Source organism: Pseudoalteromonas luteoviolacea, assembly GCF_018100925.1.
GTDB lineage: Bacteria > Pseudomonadota > Gammaproteobacteria > Enterobacterales > Alteromonadaceae > Pseudoalteromonas > Pseudoalteromonas obscura.
Genome location: NZ_JAGJEH010000001.1, coordinates 642,519 through 659,416, shown reverse-complemented (window position 1 = coordinate 659,416; position 16,898 = coordinate 642,519). Strand labels below are relative to the sequence as shown.

Genomic DNA, 16,898 nt, shown 5'->3' with positions numbered 1-16,898 from the left:
TACAAGGGTTATCTGATTTCTTAGTACAACTTAACACTTCATAACGACCTCCCGAAGTAATTTCATCAGTACGCTGTCTACAGCGTTCACAGGGCACGTTTTCAGTATGTACTTTATTTGCTTTATCGGTCATTGCGCTTCCTCGTCTGCAAGCTTGCATATATGCAAGCTGTGTTTTTCTAAGAGTAGGGAGTGTTCGCTCGAGGTTATAACCTTACCAACTTTGAGTTCATCAATGTATATTGCGATAAGTTCAAGAAGGTTTTCCGCTTTTGTGGCCCCAGCATAATCATTTAACTCCACCCCTACCACGTCAGCATCCTTAAAGAGTCCAGCTACGGCAGCTGAATCCACAATGCTTTTCCAGTTAGCTACACTAGTCATTCTTAACGCACATGACGACAACTTAGACAAAGAGTCCGACTGACGTCTGTTTTCATCGTCATATTGCTCTAATGCTGATTTTGCTCGTTTTCTAAATGCTTTCTGCACAATATCCTGAGATGCCATTTTCTTAGCTGCTACACCTGTAGCAAAGTACTGTCCATGCGTAAACTCGCCCCCATCTGATTTAGATATCGACGTGTCGATACTCGCTAGCACGGAAGAATATACTTCCTCACCATCAGAATTTTTCCTAAGTGGAATATAAGAGGCCTCTTTTCTTCTGTAGCCAAGTAAAAATGTTGGATTCGTATTTTGCACTCCAAACTTGAACCCTAAGCTTGTACTGGTACCAAAGAACAGAGTTTTTTTATCATCTTTTCCATTAGTTTTATGTTTGTCTTGCTCAACCGGTGTATATTTAGGGGTACCGACGTCAACTACTAAATTTGCAGCTTCTCCAGTAGCATAAACCTGCTTTATTTTAGGGCTAATAATCTTACCGTCTGAGCTAAAAGATCCCACAACAGAAGGGACGCTTCCATTTTCATAATTTGGGCCTATAAAACCTTCTGTACGATCGTATGCAAGTGAGACTTCTGATGGTGTAGAATCTACATCAATCACACTAATTGATGTTTTGGTAACAAATACAGCTTTATCAACAGATGAGCATCCGGCTATTACTGCACAAAGAACCATGGCAATTACAATTTTATTCATTCTTCACTCCCTCGTTGATGAGGCATTGCATCGTATTTGTGTCCAATGCGTTTAGTAGTAAGACATTATCTTTAAGATAAGTGTTAGATTCCTTTCCGTAGCCAATTGTTACTGACGATTGTTCAGATGAGTTAAAAAACATAACTCCAAAGCTTGTAACATCTACGGTCTCTCCGCCAATCAAAAAACGGTCTTCAACGGACTTGGTTTTGATGTTGACAAAACCAATGATATTTTTGTCACCATTTTCATCAACGTATGTCACTGCGCAACCAGTGAGGAGGAATAGTAGAAGTAAACATAAACAATAGTTACATTTGACAATTCTCATCTTTAATATATTGACCCCCATATATCACTGAGCTTCGTTTCTGCACCTAGCGGGTTGATTATTATTCAAACATAATATAATTTATAAATCTAGCTTTCATTCATAAAAATTGAAGGGAATCAAAGTAGTTACTAGAGTAGAACCGCTGTTTCCTATTGGTAATGATACAAGAACTCTAATTAAACATGTCTCATGTTCAGTGAAGAGGACATAGGAGTTTGATTAAATATTGGAACATAATTTACACTGGCTCCTCCGTTGTACGGCACTCATGATATTACCCTCAACAATAGAGCTGTTAGGCTTCTTTTAATATTCACAAAAGACCTATATCAATGGAATTTACACCAGAGCTATTATGTAATATAACTTCCTTCTAACGCGCCTTTTGAATTTGGATGAAAATACATTTTTTTATACACCCCAAAGTGAGTTCAAACCTTTCCTCGGTTACCATTTCATATCTGCATTAAACCTTTCATGTTTACATTGCTTTTAGTATCCAGTTAAGTAGAGTTGTATTGTGAAGCAATACAAGGATATAACGTTGATGAACTCTCTGATTAAAAAATCCAATGACATAATACAGACTGTGCAAACCGATGGCTCAACTGTGGTTCAAATTGCTGGAAACAATTCAGGTGATGTTGTCATTAATGACCCGATAGCAGTGAAAGCATTCGACGCTTTAAAAGCTGAATTAGATAAAAGGCACATCGAGATTTCTGAATACAAGCAGCAGCTTCAAACCTATCTAGACATCATCTCTAATTTAAGCCAAAGCAAACAAAATAACGAATTACCAGCTAACGATGTTGATGCTGCATTGCAAGCAATTATAGATAGTGGCGACGTCGATAAAGCACAAGCGCTACTGTCAAAGCTGATTGATGATAACGAAGACACCATTCTCAAACAGGCCGAGTATTATTACCAGCGTGGTTCATTAACTTATCTTCATGAGTCTACACAAGCACTGAAGGATTTTGTCAGGGCGACGCAATTAAACCCTGAGCATATAAGTGCTTGGAATCGGGCAGGCCTTATTTATAAGCGAATTGGCGAATTAAACAGTGCATTGCAAGCTTATCAACATGTTTTAAGCTTGTCTGAAAAGACTAGTGATGATGAAGGTAAATCTATATCGTATGGCAATATTGGGAACGTTTATCGCATAAAAGGCGAGCTTAATAAGGCGCTTGAATTTTATCAAAAGGGCCTCGAAATCTATGAGTCTCTAGGTCATAAAGAAGGCATGGCTGGTGTGTATTGCTGTATAGGGAATGTTTGCCAAATTCAAGGCGAGCTGGATAAGGCACTTGAATATTACCAAAAGAGCCTTGAAATTGAAGAGTTTCTAGGTCGTAAAGAAGTCATGGCTGGTGTGTATGGCAATATGGGGCTTGTTTACCAAGCACAAGGCGAGTTGGATAAGGCACTTGAATATTACCAAAAGAGCCTTGAAGTCAATGAATCTCTAGGAAGCAAAGAAAGCTTGGCGCGCCAGTATGGTAATATGGGAACTGTTTACGATATACAAAGCGAGCTGGATAAGGCGCTTGAATATTACCAAAAGAGCCTTGAAGTCAATGAATCTTTAGGACGCAAACAAGGCATGGCCATTCAGTATGCCAATATCGGGCTTCTATATAAACAACGGGGCGACCTCAATCAAGCAAAAACACATTTGAAACAAGCCTTGGCATTATTCGAGCGATTGGGTGCAAAGATTGAAATTGAGGAAGTGTCTAGCTCGCTAGCAGAACTAGAGAACACAAAGGAATAATAATTATGATGGAATGGTTTACTTCACTCAGTGTCGGTGAGCATTATCGGGGTACTTGTTGCTGTATTCAAAAAGTCAGGGCGCAGTGAGCCGCAAAAATCCGTTAGCCAGGGCATATCGGGTAGTAACATTGAAAACGCCGTACAAATAGGTGGGGATAATAAAGATGAGCTGCCGAAAAAGTAGCAGCCACCATTTTATGTTAAATAAAACTTTATTTACTTTATCCAGCCTAATAACTCAACTAATTTAGCCGTTCCGTACTGAACGATATCATTATCCATTGATTTGAAATTTTGAGAGTCGACGGTTGGAATGCGTCTGCTGTCAGAGCAGGTCTGAGTCATCATTCTGCATTTCTGTATATGCAAAACTAATTGGTTCTAACCCATCGAGATTAGACAAATACATAATTGACTGTAAGACTTTATCTCCCGCTTGACCTGTATGCTAAGCCTTAGTGTGTTTGACTTGATTTACGAACTTTTTAGTATCTGGTTTGATATAAAAGCCAGCCTCTGAAATAAAATACTTCAAAAGGAATACAGATGCATAGAGGCGCAACTGTAAAGGTAAATTCATTAGTAAAAATTACCATCAAACTAACCTTGAGTTTATGTTTCCCGCGTCTTAACCTATACAATATTCGATAGTGGAAGAGCAAACTTGCATAAACAATACAATAAATGAATAGAAGAGAATTTATAAAAGTTTGTCGTGCGCTAGGTATCACCATGCCACTACAGCCACTTCTGAATGCCTGCACAAATAAGCAGATTTTTCAAAATGATAGCACTAAGCCAGTGATTATTATTGGTGCTGGTGCTGCTGGGCTAGTTGCAGGTTACTTGCTGAAGCAGCAGGGGATTAGCATCAAAATTTTAGAGGCGTCTTCAAATTATGGAGGACGCATGAAGCGCACAAGCGACTTTTCAAATTTTCCAATTCCTTTGGGCGCCGAATGGATACATGCAGAGCCAAAAATACTAGACGAAATTGTTAATGATGACTCAGTAGATGTTGATATAGATACGCTAATGTATGATCCCGAAAATGATTATGCATTATACGAGGGTGAAAAGATCAGCATCAAAGAAATGGAAATGAGCGAAGACAGTAAGTTTGTGAACTCTACCTGGTTCGACTTCTTTGAACAATACATTGCACCATCTATTGAGAAACACATTGTATATAGCTCAAAAGTTAAAAGTATCGATTATTCAACTGATGAAGTCATAGTTGAAACACATGATAGCACCCATTATGCGTCCCGAGTTATCGTAACAGCGCCGATAAAAATTCTTCAACAAAGAGAGATTAATTTTACACCTGAACTACCCAAGCTTAAACAAGATGCAATCGATAAAGTTAAAGTTTGGGGTGGGTTTAAAGCATTTATTGAGTTTTCAGATAAGTTTTATCCTGCGCTGATTGGCTTCAATGTCAATCCACCTGAACATGGAGAGAAGCTCTATTATGATGCAGCTTATGGTCAGAACACGACACATCATATACTAGGATTATTTGCAGTTGGTGCAGCCTCAATTCCTTATGTTGATTTACAAGAAGACGAGATAATTAAATACATATTAGATGAACTTGATGCGCTGTTTGATGGCAAGGCATCAACATATTACGTCAAGCATATAATCCAGAATTGGAATACTGAACCGCACATATTTGGCGCTTACGTACGTAACAATGAAGATTGGAGACAAATAAAAAAGCTTGGTGAAAGCACTAATGAACGTTTGTTTTTTGCTGGTGATGCATACACTGATGGTCAAGACTGGGGTTCAGTTCATGCCGCTGTGTATTCAGCAAAACGTGCCGTTAAAGATATACTCAAATCATAATGTTATGGGTTACGAACCTTCCATTAAGTCCGATACTGCCTAGTATTGGACATACCAGAAATATGGCGAACACAGCGCTACAAAAGCAGAGGTGTTATCTTTGATATATAGATAAAAACACCATTTAACATAATATAAATTATAGGATATTTAACGTATAGAAGTCTTACTCACCACATCTACTAAAACCTAGCCTAAAAATTTGATTTACCATCAAGATATCATCTTTTATTTAAGTGCCCTATATTGGCTTTAGGTACTTGACGCGCTTCAGAATATTTTTAGTTGTAGTCAGTTTATGGGTGGCTTGCCCCAATGAGCTCGCCACCTAGTGTAACTTAGTTTATTCTGAAAATTTCCAAGTCGTCAAAGTGTATCTCACTGTCAACTTGCCATTTTGTTGAATACAAATAGATCTGTAAATTATGGCCAGAAACATTTGGCACAGTAAACTCCATAGAGATCGGCGACCAATCTCTACTTGTTGTAATCACTTGGGCGACTGATTTTTTGCTCGTTGCGTCATAAATCATAACTCGACCATTGGCATCTCCCGAGAATACGCGCGCCATCGTATCGAGTCTATATGTTGCCCCAGGTTCATAATCGAAAACCTTTTGCGCCACTTGCCAGCCATAGGTCGGTCTGTTTTTTATCGTTAGACCTTGTGATCCACTAAACGCGCTATTAGAGCTTAAAAATACAGTCTCTGGATTTGACTGCCAATGCCTCCAACCTTCAGGCAATGCATTTGCAGCTACGTTATTAAATGGTTGATCGTAAACCCGATAACCTTTTACAAGTTGTGCAATTGCCCCCATATAATAACGCTGACCTACACCTTGGATTGCATTGAATACCTGCGTTAATTTGACTTCAGAGTCGTGATAAATACTCGGTTTAAACTCTGCTAATTGCATCCACCACCTTAGAGAAGTAAAAGACTCGTCGCCGTAGCATTTGTTTACATGCTTACTAAAGTTGCCGCAGTGAGAAATCATAAAGTCTGCTGTATTGGCAAAGTACGTCATGTCTTCTTTATTTAATCCAACCCCTGCATAGTAACTGCTAAAAGCCGCAGCAACATCTAAGTTACCATGGCTTGTATCTTCAGTGCCTGTCCAGTTCAAGCCGTCATTTATTGTGTCTCTATCGCTCATTATACTCCAGTAGCTCCATTCATACTTATTGGCTGTTGAACCAGACCCCGATTGGTATTGCCCGAGCTTTAAGCTACTTTTAAATGCTTTAATTAACTCTTGCGCCATAAACTTATGATTAGGATCATGGCCTCCTATCTGTGCCAACTCTGCATACGTGCGTTGTAGTGCAAGGTATTGGTTATGTGGTAACGACTGACCAGGCTTTCTACTAGATGAGTCATCAGCGAATAAATAAACTAAATTTCCACTTAGCGTACCGTGTAAATCTTTTTGCCATTTAGGGAAAATTTGCGTCACTAAAAAATCGTAATATTCATCGGCAAATTGTGAAAAACGAGGTTCCAAGCGCCCTGTCCTTGCCAACTTTATAAATTTTGCCATTGGTGCTGTGATCATCCCATCGTGAACAAGGTACTCACGCCAAGACTTGACGCTTATATTATCAAAATGCACGGTACAATTTTTACGATAATCTGTAGTATAAAGTCTGACTTGAACGTCGTTTGTGGGGTTTTCAGGCGAGACAAAATCAGCAGTGTGATATAGGTATGATTGCGACTCGATAAACCTATCTAAAAGTACTTTTCTTTGGGTAAAGTCATAAACTTGCAGCCGGCCTTTTACGCCCGCATCACAATTCTCTATCTTCGCATGGAAATTAATTTGATACTTACTGTTTGGATCAAAGTGTTCATTGGGTTTGTGGGGGTTTCTTAAAGGTGTTTGAAGTACTTGCCAACGATTGGTTTGAGGAGCCGTTTTAATTGTAAAGGCTGCAGTACTTTTATCAACGTTATCCGCTTCAGTTGTGTTCCTGTATGCAGTTTCATCGGTTGATTGCCACCTGACCCAATTAGCAGGTAGAGAGCTGTCTTCTTGATCTGCGATTTCTGCATTAAAATTTTGAATGGCATCGATGGAATACTTCCATTCGCCCCACCCTTTGAACCCGTCAACTCCCATCCCTGTATCATCTTTTGCAAGCGCTATCGCCATATCTAGACGTAGCGTAAATGTATCTAGGTACTTAGGATCTTTTGTCCCCAAATACATTTCAATGAGTGCATCCAAATAATATGCTTCAGCCCACGCTAGGCTGCTCGAACGACTAAAACTATTTGGGTATTGTGCCTGATATTGAGCACTTATTAGGTCAAACTTATCGATCCACTCACCTCGAGCGTGTTCTGCATTTACATTACATGTACCGAGCAGCAAAATAGACAAGGAAGTCATTCTTATCACTTTATTCATAAATCATCCTTTTAAATTGAGTATAAATTAGGCAGTTATATTACCCTAATGTCATTATTTTAGAAGTAGCAAGACAGATACGTTTTGAACAAATTTTAATAATGTGCGAATTATATTTGGTGATTTAAATCTTCTTTGCAAGATATAAGACTTGGTATCTTTCACCAAATTTAGTATAAATTTCATTACACCTTAAAGCATATAATTGGTATTTGGTGGCTTAAACTCGTTGAAATTTTCTATATTGGGTAAATTTTGCAATGAAATAATAAAAGTACACATTTTGGGCACTGATTTAATCTGTTCCGTTTTATATGTATAGAGCGATCAATTAACAGCGTTTTTCTCAATTAATAAGCGAGCAAAAGCATGTAGCTCACCTGAAAATGTTGTTTTTTTGTGAATTTTAGAGTGCTAGTTACTTCATTGATGGGGGATATTTATGTCAGTGTTAAAAATGACCACGAATAACAAGTTTGATGATGTATTACGTTTTTAAAGGGCTAAACGCCTACTGTCGATACGCCCTGCCAATAAGTGCTCACCGGGCGCTGTTGACATAGAGTCTATACATATACAAAAGCATGACCGGACATAACATTATAACTCACGTCACCTTAGTGAAGGGGCACTTTACGTGCTCCCCACTAGGCGTTCTGCACTTTCAGACAAACTACTCCTCATTTCCGCTGTCACTTAAAAAAAGCTTAGCTTTTGGCGCTTCGTAAAAGTCGCATGTGGGCGTATTGAATAAGCTGTTTCCCAGAAATTGATGAAAGTCAGCAATTACTTTTTCCATTGAAACTAACTTTCCTCCTCGAGCAATAGTTGACCCCATTCCTTTTTGTACACGCTCACAAATATCTTTATCTTCAGCAAAAAACGCGTCTACAAACGCTTTTTCTGTTTTATCTTCGCTGCTCGTTTTAACATTTGAAATCCCAGCAGATCGAACAGTACACTGCTCACTGTCTAGCGGTAACACATGCACCCAAGATAGGCTCTCAGACGTTAAGATCCCAACAAAAGAAGGTGGAATTGATATCAGCACATAATTGTCGAACACTTTTGGGTAACTTCCTCTAAACCATTTAGCCAGTTTACTGGCGTTATCTTTCATCTCCCCGCCAGTCAAAGTCCACTCAAAGTGCCCTGCAATATCAAACGCTTGCTTAGTTGGTGTAACAGTCTCTAGTGTTTCCTTATGCACCTTAAACAAGTGGTAACTTTCCATGGCATTTTCCATCACGAGCTTCCAGTTTGTATGCCATAGCTCCAGACTTTGTGAGCGGTAGCCATGCGTAAATGAAGGTAGGTTAAAATGATGCAAGTAGTCGTCAATTCCCTGAAGACGTTTGCTGAGCGGTTTATCAGGAGTTCCAAGGTGAATAAACAGCAATCCATGCCAACTTTCTAAATGAAATTGCAATAAGCAATGTGCCTTTTTATCAAGTTGCACTTTTCCTGTAAAGGGTGCGCCTTTAAACGTGCCTTCATCTGAATAGGTCCATGCATGATAAGGACAAACGATGTTTTTATCGACACGACCATACCCTTCGTCTAGCAACAATGTGCCTCTGTGCCGGCAAAGATTTGAAAGCGCTCTAACCGCGCCGTCTTGGCTGCGGATCAAAACGATCGCTTCGCCTGCGAGTGTAAATGCAAAATAGTCCCCAGTTTGGCTTAGCTCTTGTTCGCTAACAATGAATACCCATTCGCTTTTAAATATATGCTCCATTTCAAGCGAATGTATATCTTGGTCTTTATATACCGCAAAAGGCAGCGAGTAGGCTTCCTCTATAGGTGCCTGTGCGATTTGTTCATACTCTGAAATAAGCTGCGTTTTGTATTTGCTCATAATTTTACCTGCTAGTCTACTTACCTGATCGTAAATGCTATTTGTCTCTCTTTAGCTTGTTCACCCCAAAAATACAGCCTAAATTGCATCACCGTTTAATATGCCGTCTAAGTCGTAGTCTAATGCAGCTTGCCAACCTTTACCGGGAACGGTGCAAGTAAAGGTTAAGCTATTGTCTGCTGTCGCCCCCAGATTCATCAATTGTGCCAAAGTCAGACGGCGTTCAAATGCGCGATCACTTCTGTAGTTTTGCTCTATTTGATCAAATAAGTAGCCCCGCCGCTCGTGATTGACTACGCCCAGTACAATCAAGTCGCATTCGGTGACCTTTCCACCCAACAGCTTGGAAACAAAAGGCGTACTTGCTCGTTGCTCGAGTAGTAAGATCCTCGATTTGACAACCTCATGTGTATGTTCAGTCAGTGTAATTTGTTGTCCAACAACCGGGGCCAAATCGTTATCAAATTCCATCATGTAATCGACTAACCCCTGTCGCGTTGTTTCGTCAGGAATGCCTATCTCACCAGCATTGAAATGACATCCATATCTTTCATCTGCGCCGTCGGGGCAACCTTGCTCACCATTATCGAATACCCCTCCTTTGAGAAAGTTTAGCAACTGATCCGTCGCACCATCATGTAAAAAGCCAAAACCTCTTATTTGGTCGCCTTGATGGTTTTTCGTGTGAGAAGGTAAAAACCCTTCACGGTCAGGCAAGCCAAACATACCAACACGCGTATACAAGTTTCTTAATTGGGGTACTTTTAATATTTGAATTTCTCCTCCGTGTGCGATCTCGCCGCGGCTGCCATAAAACCCTTTTTCATGATCAACACCATGGCACCCCTCGCAGTTTACTCCATCGGCATTATTGCCATTCAATGGCGTATCTTGCGCTGCGCCATCTGACCGCCTAGCGCCATGAAAAAACTGCTCGCCAATGTGCGCAGAGGAAGATAAAGCATTGTCTAAGCTTCTAATCGGATTGGGTGGTAAGGCTACTTTGAGCATAAAGTCAGCAAATTTATCCATGTCTTGCTCCAATTGTCTTACATCTGCGGTCTTTAAGTCTGCATCAACTGATTCAGGAAGCGCTATATCCAGACCCAACAAGCCTTCAAAAGCAACAATAAAGTTTTTAAAAGAAATACGTTCATCCAAAGTCTGCGCAGTATCATCACCAAAATAGCCAACTGAACGGTCCCCGCGCCAATGCATATGCCCATGATGCTGCATCCCTCTTAATGTTTGTGTCCCCATAGGCCCTTTCATAGAAGCGAAGCTACGTTCATCACCATTGCCGTTAATAATTTCCAGAAGTTGACAACTTTCTTCTTCAGGACCAACTAACAAACAGCCTAGCTCTGACAAATTTTGAGTTGGGAATGGTTGCGGATTCTTGATGTTACTTACATCGGGATTGCCCAAATTCCAACTTAAGTGGTCTGTATCCCCAAAGATATGGCAGCTTGCACAAGAAGACTCACCATTTGACGACGAACGATTAGCATCGTAGAGCATGGACCTGCCTGCCATATAATCCTTGGGCTCAGGTGTGGGCATTGCAATACGCTGCAACTCACTTCGATTTGATAAATTAATATGAACGAGGCTGTTATCGAAACGTGTAAATACATACAACGATTGATGCCGCTCATTGAGTAATATTCCTGCAGGCCCCCCTTGTACTGACAAATAACGTGCACTCGCCTCTTTAGGGTCGAACTCTTGGTCCTTATTGTCCCAATAGCTATCGTCGGTCAATTCAGATGTCGGCAATACAGCAACTTTATTTGAGCCTAACACAGCGCTGTAAAGCAGCTTTCCATCGCTGCTCACTTCAAGCTGTAGAGGGGCCGATAAGCTATGATGCTTTACCGACTTATTCCCTTTTAAATCGTTGTAATTAATGTGTCTGTTTAAGTGTCTAGCAAAAACATTACCAGTCGAAGGATCTATAACTGTAATACGGCTTTTTGCAATATTCCCTTGCACCGTAGATCCTGTGAACTTGCCTGAGCCTTCAAATCTAGTTGCATTGTTGGCGTCTGTATTGGATACAAACAATGCGCCGGTGGTCGGACTAACCGCAATATTAAATAGCGTTGTACCCACATGCTTGAAACTTGCTATTGTTCTATGGGTCTGTGTATCAAGCGCAAATACATCATGATCTGGCAGGTGAAAACGAACTCCATTTGAAAAGTTGCGCCCTTTGCTATCTTGCCATTGCCCTGATGCACGGTCATATTGCACAATCATACTCGTCCAAGGCTGATATTCGCCGTCTGCATTTACGCCCGGTGCAGTTCTCCCGCCTGGTAAGTATCCCTCTGGTAGCCCCTTAGGGGAACTCAACTCATCTAATACTTGGCAAGGTACTGCACCATATTGATCGTCTTCAAAGCCCAAACACATAACGGCTTCATGCACTGCTGTGGTTTGATTTCCAGAGTTTAGTACGGCGGCATATACTGTTTTCTCATCCTGAGATACGGCAAGCCCCCTCAGCGTGTCTCCAAACATAGACACAATTTCTAAAGGCGTTCCCCCTAGATTATCCCCCAAATTATAAATGTCGAAAATCCAGACGTCAGCGCGCCCTATACCGGGTGTGTGCAGCTTTGGATCTCCTGCACCTTTTACCTTCGCTAGCGCGGGGCTTCGCCTTTGTTGGCCTCGATGTGCTGTGGTAATAAAAGCTTTATTGTTCGCAAAAACAATATCTCTTGGTTCGTCACCGACAAGCAGGGTTCGAATTACACGGGCTGGCGAAAGCGACAAGTCCACAATACTTACTGAATCAGATAGGTGATTTAAGACCCAAGCCTGATTATTTCTAATTGCAACAGACACTGGCTCTAATCCGACATGCACGCTTTGCGACAATAAGAGCGTCCCATCTTTTCCAATAGAAAAAATCTCTAGAGTATGGTTAGAAGTATTGGTCAGCAATAATTTTTTACCGTCAGAGGTTTTCGCCATGGGCCTCACTGGTGCAGACTCAAAACCAATGTAGTCCGACTTTGCACTTGGTGGCATTACTTTTACAGGAGGTTCTGGCATAGCAATAGGCTCTGGCATAGCAATGGCCTCCGGTATATCAGATCCCTGAGGCTTTTCATTATTTGTTTCAGGATTGCTACCACAGCTAGCCAACAGCACCAAATATAAAACTCCAATGAGCTTCTTGGTTTTAACTTTATCCACTTTATCACCCGTATATTTTCACATTGACAATTTATAGATTAGATCGCACAACCTTAAATTGTCAATGTGAAAATATATTTGCTAAAATTATCCATATTCAAGCACTGTGATAGAAGAGGTTTAATATGGCTCGCCCAAGCATGGCAGCACAGAGAATTGAAGAGATTCTTGATGCCTTAGAGGTGTGTATCTTAAAACAAGGTATGCAAGCAACATCTTTAGAAAATATAGCGGAAACCGCCAACGTAAAAAGAACGATTTTGCGCCACTATATCGGAAATCGTGATGACATAATTTGCGCACTCAGCAAACGCTGGCGGGGTATCTACAGTGCTCAATGGCAGCAAGTTATAGACTGGCTGCCCAACAATAGCCGTTCGGAAGCACTCATAGAAACGCTATTCTCAGTTGGATCTGCTGAGCAGCTCAACGCGACTATCATTGGCGAAGCCTTATTTGCAGAAGCCAAACGTCTTGATGCCATTAAAGACGACCAACAACACATAATGTCCGAGTTTATCCAGCACGTCTCGGATGCCTTAAAAGTGGACTACCCTAATGCTGGGGATGACAAGATCAACTTAGTAAGCAATGGTATATATGCTAATTATTTAATGGCCGAATCATTACTCCCGCTCAAGTTTAAAGAGCAAGTCCACACCTTAAAACATAGCTCCAAATTGTTATGCACGACACTTAACACCGAATAAACGAAGTTAATTTTCATATTGACAATTTAAATCTCTGCTACTAGCCTATATATCAATCTAATGATCAAATGCTATGTGGAGTATCAATGAAGTTAATGAGTTCTTTCGCAATCTCGGGAGTGGTGGTCGTAAGTATTTGGGGGTTAGCTATGATGCAGTTCCCCCTAATGGCTGCAACTGAGCACAGCGACAAACCTGATGTACAGGTTGAAGCACCCAATCTCACAACAAAACAATCCAATCCACGCCCGAATACAACCGAGGCTGTGAAGGGTGTACGGATTAACACTATGAGTATCAGTGGCGTACAGCAAAAAATTGCAATCAAACATATCGCAAAGTTGTGGGAGACGTTTGAAAACCAACAAGCACTCAATAAAAATCTATTGCGATACCCAAGAAAAATCAGTGTCTATTACCAAAACTTTAGCCAAGACTACCAAAAAGCGGATGTATCAATAGGCTATCTGTCAGATATCGTTCGCTCCGCAAATCAGTCAACGACCATTAAAGGTGGAAGGTATGAAAGGGTCTTGCAAAAGGCTGCTCACTCAAACGAAGAATTAGCCGATGCATGGAAAAAAATAGATTACCGCAAAAATTTACAATCTGTGCTAGAGATCCACTACTTGGACGCCAGTGGACACCCCGTGTCTTCTGAATTCATGGTTAATTACAAATAGGGGGAAATCATGGACTTTTTAACATACTCCTTCTCAACCGATGATATTTGGTGGCTCGAAACTTTTATTGACGACTGGTTCTTGGTAATTGCACTGTCACTTTTTGTCATTGAGCTCATTCGATACGGCTTAAAAAAAACATTTACACGCAATTTACTTGGAGACAGTATCACCAACTTTATTACACTCGGTACCTTCGTATTGATTGTCGCTTTAGTAGCGGCAACGTATGCAGGCGTCTTTTTCTATGTTTATGATAATTTTAAGTTGGTTGAACTACCGTTAACACCTTGGACAATACTGTGTTGTATCGTATTGGCTGACTTAGCATATTACTGGGAGCACCGTTTTTTACACAAAAATGGATTTGCATGGGCCACACACACAGTTCATCATAGCTCTCCGCACTTTAATATTTCTGTCGCGTACCGTCATGGGCCTTTAGATTGGCTGTTTCCGTTATTCTTTCACCTACCCTTGGCTATTCTGGGTTTCAATCCATTTATCATCTTTCTGGCGGAAGTGGTCGTTCAGGTTTACCAGACTTTGTTGCATACGGAGACCGTGAAAAAGTTACCTCGTCCAATTGAAGCTATTTTCAATACCCCCTCGCATCATCGCGTACACCATGCAACTAATAAGCAGTACTTAGATAAAAACTACGCAGGTATTTTTATTGTCTGGGACCGCATGTTTGGTACTTTTGCTAAGGAAGATGTCAAAGTGAAATACGGGATCTATCCGGCAGTTAAGAGTATCAACCCAGTCACTGTGTTTTTTAGTGGGTATGTAAAGCTTGTGCGTCAAATGTGGCACGCCCCTAATTGGCGTTATCGATGGAACTTACTCATCAAGCCACCACTTTGGGCTTGGCAACAAGAAAACAAAAATAAATAGCTTTTAATCCTTAGATGCTGGCCTCGGCGTAGTCGAATTTAGTTGACTCCTAGGCCATTTCTCCAAAGTACGACCTCCTACCACTGGCCAAACAGATCAAAAAGATGATTGTCTGAGTCATTCTTTTTCCTTGGATTCAAGAGCCAATTACCGGCATCTATCCGCTGACAGTCACACTTGTTTCAAAACCGTTTCAGTGTAAACAAATCGTAACCATTTTAGGGTGCTTATTTACCCATTTTGATGCTATAGATAAGTAGGTTTAAGCAAACCTTAGTTAAAATTGGTATACATAAAAGGATAAATTATGAAAAGCGTTATTTTAGCTGGACTTTTAGTCGCCGGCTTTACAGGCAACTTTGCCATGGCAAATGAACAAGATACACAAAGTAGTGATGGCGTACTCAAGTACTCCTACAACTTTGTTTATCTTAAATGTGAATCTAGCTCTTGCGGTGATATTGTCACACGTCGCTACCCTATGAAAGTCTATTACAAGTTTGTGCCTGATATTCCACCACATTCAGAAGTTCGAATTTACTGGAATAAAAATGTCCCGGCTGGTGTATCAGCTGGAAAAAGAGTCGCACATACAGAAGGGGCAACTTGCCCAGATGGTTCAAAAATGAAGGCTAAATGGTTTTTAGATAGTAGCTTTCGCCCGACAACTGCAATCGCAACTGATTGTAATGGCGTAGATCACACCTATAGTGTGCATGAATTCCACTTTTAATAAAAGAATAGTGCCTAGAGTGAAATGCTAGGCACTTTTAGCTGCTAACCTGTGATGATTCTGAGCATGCGTCTCAACGGCTCGGCTGCTCCCCATAGTAACTGGTCGCCCACAGTGAATGCGCTGATGTATTTATCGCCCATAGACAACTTTCTGATCCTGCCAATTGGAATATGCAAAGATCCAGTGACTTTCACAGGAGTCAGCTCCTGCTCAGTTATACCTCTTTCATTAGGAATAACTTTTACCCACTCATTGTGTTCATCGAGAATTCTTTCAATCTCGCTAACCTCAATGTCCTCACGAAGTTTGATGGTTAGCGCCTGAGAATGACAGCGCATTGCGCCTACCCTGACACAAAGGCCATCCACCGGTATAGGTTGCTTGATTGACCCTAAAATTTTATTGGCCTCAACCTCTGCTTTCCACTCTTCTTTACTTTGGCCTGATTCCATTGGAACATCAATCCAAGGGATCAAACTGCCAGCTAGTGGCACGCCAAATTGGTCTTTTGGTAATTCATTATCTTTGAGTTTGTCTGCTACAATTTTGTCTATTTCCAGAATCGCTGATGAAGGGCTTTCTAGCTGAGATTTTACGCTACCGTGGATCTCACCCATTTGTGTGATGAGCTCTCTCATATTACGCGCTCCAGCACCTGATGCAGCCTGATAGGTCATCGGGCTTATCCACTCGATGAGATCTTTTTCAAATAGCCCTCCAAGCGCTAGTAACATCAAAGAAACGGTGCAATTTCCGCCTACAAACGTTTTAACACCCTGCTCTAGACCCTGCTGAATAACATCATTATTGACAGGATCTAAAACAATAATACTATCACTGGACATACGCAGTGCAGAAGCAGCGTCAATCCAGTATCCTTGCCAACCAGCATCACGCAAAGGCTGATAAACTTCTTTGGTATAGTCACCACCCTGGCATGAAACAATAATGTCCATCTTCTTTAGAGAAGGCAGATCATAAGCATTATTAAGTGGTTTGGCTTCACCAGCAAAGTCAGGTCCTAGCTGGCCCGCCTGAGATGTAGTAAAAAAATGCGCGTCAAGATGAGCAAAGTCACCTTCTTGTTGCATACGCTCCATTAATACTGAACCAACCATACCGCGCCAGCCGATAAATCCAACATTGTTCATTACATTACCCTTATTTAATTTTAAATGACTCATTGCGTGAGGGGTACGTCTAGACGTCTAACCTATCAAAATTAACTTGCCATCTCTAGTACTTTTTTAGTCGTTAAGCGAATTACTCATGTAACGAAGATATAGAAGTTTTTGGCGGAACGAGCG

The 16,898-nt window shown here is 40.9% G+C and carries 12 protein-coding genes; 6 read left to right on the top strand and 6 right to left on the bottom strand.

Translation table 11 applies throughout. The features are described 5' to 3' along the window. Positions 1–129 precede the first annotated feature (129 nt). Together J8M00_RS02515 and J8M00_RS02510 are read right to left on the bottom strand one after the other, a co-directional pair. Positions 130–1,107 carry a hypothetical protein gene (locus J8M00_RS02515; protein ID WP_211008790.1) on the bottom strand — a complete coding sequence of 326 codons (978 nt, stop codon included), beginning with the start codon at positions 1,105–1,107 and terminating at the stop codon, positions 130–132. After that, positions 1,100–1,372: a hypothetical protein gene (locus J8M00_RS02510; protein ID WP_211008789.1), complete on the bottom strand. Its 273-nt coding sequence runs from the start codon at positions 1,370–1,372 to the stop codon at positions 1,100–1,102. Before J8M00_RS02510 ends, J8M00_RS02515 begins: the two co-directional genes overlap by 8 nt. Before the next feature lie 616 nt (positions 1,373–1,988). On the opposite strand from J8M00_RS02510, the gene J8M00_RS02505 reads away from it, so the two are divergent. Both J8M00_RS02505 and J8M00_RS02500 read left to right on the top strand, forming a co-directional pair. Beyond that, positions 1,989–3,224: a tetratricopeptide repeat protein gene (locus J8M00_RS02505; protein ID WP_211008788.1), complete on the top strand. Its 1,236-nt coding sequence runs from the start codon at positions 1,989–1,991 to the stop codon at positions 3,222–3,224. A gap of 686 nt (positions 3,225–3,910) precedes the next feature. Beyond that, the gene (locus J8M00_RS02500; RefSeq protein WP_211008787.1) at positions 3,911–5,080 is read left to right on the top strand and encodes a flavin monoamine oxidase family protein; all 1,170 of its coding nucleotides are present in this window, start codon (positions 3,911–3,913) and stop codon (positions 5,078–5,080) included. Between the two features lie 338 nt (positions 5,081–5,418). Here the strand turns inward: J8M00_RS02500 and J8M00_RS02495 are convergent, their stop codons facing one another. The 3 genes from J8M00_RS02495 to J8M00_RS02485 form a co-directional block, all read right to left on the bottom strand. Further along, complete coding sequence (locus J8M00_RS02495) at positions 5,419–7,497, bottom strand: carbohydrate binding domain-containing protein (protein ID WP_211008786.1); 2,079 nt, start codon at positions 7,495–7,497, stop codon at positions 5,419–5,421. Positions 7,498–8,170: 673 nt separating this feature from the next. Next, the gene (locus J8M00_RS02490) at positions 8,171–9,355 is read right to left on the bottom strand and encodes an aromatic ring-hydroxylating oxygenase subunit alpha (protein WP_211008785.1); all 1,185 of its coding nucleotides are present in this window, start codon (positions 9,353–9,355) and stop codon (positions 8,171–8,173) included. Between the two features lie 78 nt (positions 9,356–9,433). Beyond that, positions 9,434–12,565, bottom strand: coding sequence for a YncE family protein (locus J8M00_RS02485; protein ID WP_211008784.1), 3,132 nt, complete (start codon positions 12,563–12,565; stop codon positions 9,434–9,436). A 125-nt stretch (positions 12,566–12,690) separates the two neighbouring features. On the opposite strand from J8M00_RS02485, the gene J8M00_RS02480 reads away from it, so the two are divergent. The 4 genes from J8M00_RS02480 (at position 12,691) to J8M00_RS02465 (ending at position 15,588) form a co-directional block, all read left to right on the top strand. Next, positions 12,691–13,275 carry a TetR/AcrR family transcriptional regulator gene (locus J8M00_RS02480; protein ID WP_211008783.1) on the top strand — a complete coding sequence of 195 codons (585 nt, stop codon included), beginning with the start codon at positions 12,691–12,693 and terminating at the stop codon, positions 13,273–13,275. Between the two features lie 86 nt (positions 13,276–13,361). Continuing rightward, complete coding sequence (locus J8M00_RS02475; protein ID WP_211008782.1) at positions 13,362–13,958, top strand: GyrI-like domain-containing protein; 597 nt, start codon at positions 13,362–13,364, stop codon at positions 13,956–13,958. A gap of 9 nt (positions 13,959–13,967) precedes the next feature. Further along, a complete protein-coding gene (locus J8M00_RS02470; RefSeq protein WP_211008781.1) occupies positions 13,968–14,855 on the top strand; it encodes a sterol desaturase family protein in 888 nt (295 codons plus the stop codon). Between the two features lie 307 nt (positions 14,856–15,162). Continuing rightward, positions 15,163–15,588 carry a hypothetical protein gene (locus J8M00_RS02465; RefSeq protein WP_211008780.1) on the top strand — a complete coding sequence of 142 codons (426 nt, stop codon included), beginning with the start codon at positions 15,163–15,165 and terminating at the stop codon, positions 15,586–15,588. 44 nt (positions 15,589–15,632) lie between these two features. On the opposite strand, the gene asd is transcribed toward J8M00_RS02465, so the two are convergent. Continuing rightward, the gene (asd, locus tag J8M00_RS02460; RefSeq protein WP_211008779.1) at positions 15,633–16,742 is read right to left on the bottom strand and encodes an aspartate-semialdehyde dehydrogenase; all 1,110 of its coding nucleotides are present in this window, start codon (positions 16,740–16,742) and stop codon (positions 15,633–15,635) included. Between the last annotated feature and the right edge of the window lie 156 nt (positions 16,743–16,898).

What these genes read in the sequence shown, in the direction of transcription:
- J8M00_RS02495 (WP_211008786.1), bottom strand. Translation starts at nt 7,497, where the DNA reads ATGAATAAAGTGATAAGAATGACTTCCTTGTCTATTTTGCTGCTCGGT.
- J8M00_RS02475 (WP_211008782.1), top strand. Translation starts at nt 13,362, where the DNA reads ATGAAGTTAATGAGTTCTTTCGCAATCTCGGGAGTGGTGGTCGTAAGT.
- J8M00_RS02470 (WP_211008781.1), top strand. Translation starts at nt 13,968, where the DNA reads ATGGACTTTTTAACATACTCCTTCTCAACCGATGATATTTGGTGGCTC.
- asd (WP_211008779.1), bottom strand. Translation starts at nt 16,742, where the DNA reads ATGAACAATGTTGGATTTATCGGCTGGCGCGGTATGGTTGGTTCAGTA.
- J8M00_RS02465 (WP_211008780.1), top strand. Translation starts at nt 15,163, where the DNA reads ATGAAAAGCGTTATTTTAGCTGGACTTTTAGTCGCCGGCTTTACAGGC.
- J8M00_RS02500 (WP_211008787.1), top strand. Translation starts at nt 3,911, where the DNA reads ATGAATAGAAGAGAATTTATAAAAGTTTGTCGTGCGCTAGGTATCACC.
- J8M00_RS02490 (WP_211008785.1), bottom strand. Translation starts at nt 9,355, where the DNA reads ATGAGCAAATACAAAACGCAGCTTATTTCAGAGTATGAACAAATCGCA.
- J8M00_RS02505 (WP_211008788.1), top strand. Translation starts at nt 1,989, where the DNA reads ATGAACTCTCTGATTAAAAAATCCAATGACATAATACAGACTGTGCAA.
- J8M00_RS02515 (WP_211008790.1), bottom strand. Translation starts at nt 1,107, where the DNA reads ATGAATAAAATTGTAATTGCCATGGTTCTTTGTGCAGTAATAGCCGGA.
- J8M00_RS02480 (WP_211008783.1), top strand. Translation starts at nt 12,691, where the DNA reads ATGGCTCGCCCAAGCATGGCAGCACAGAGAATTGAAGAGATTCTTGAT.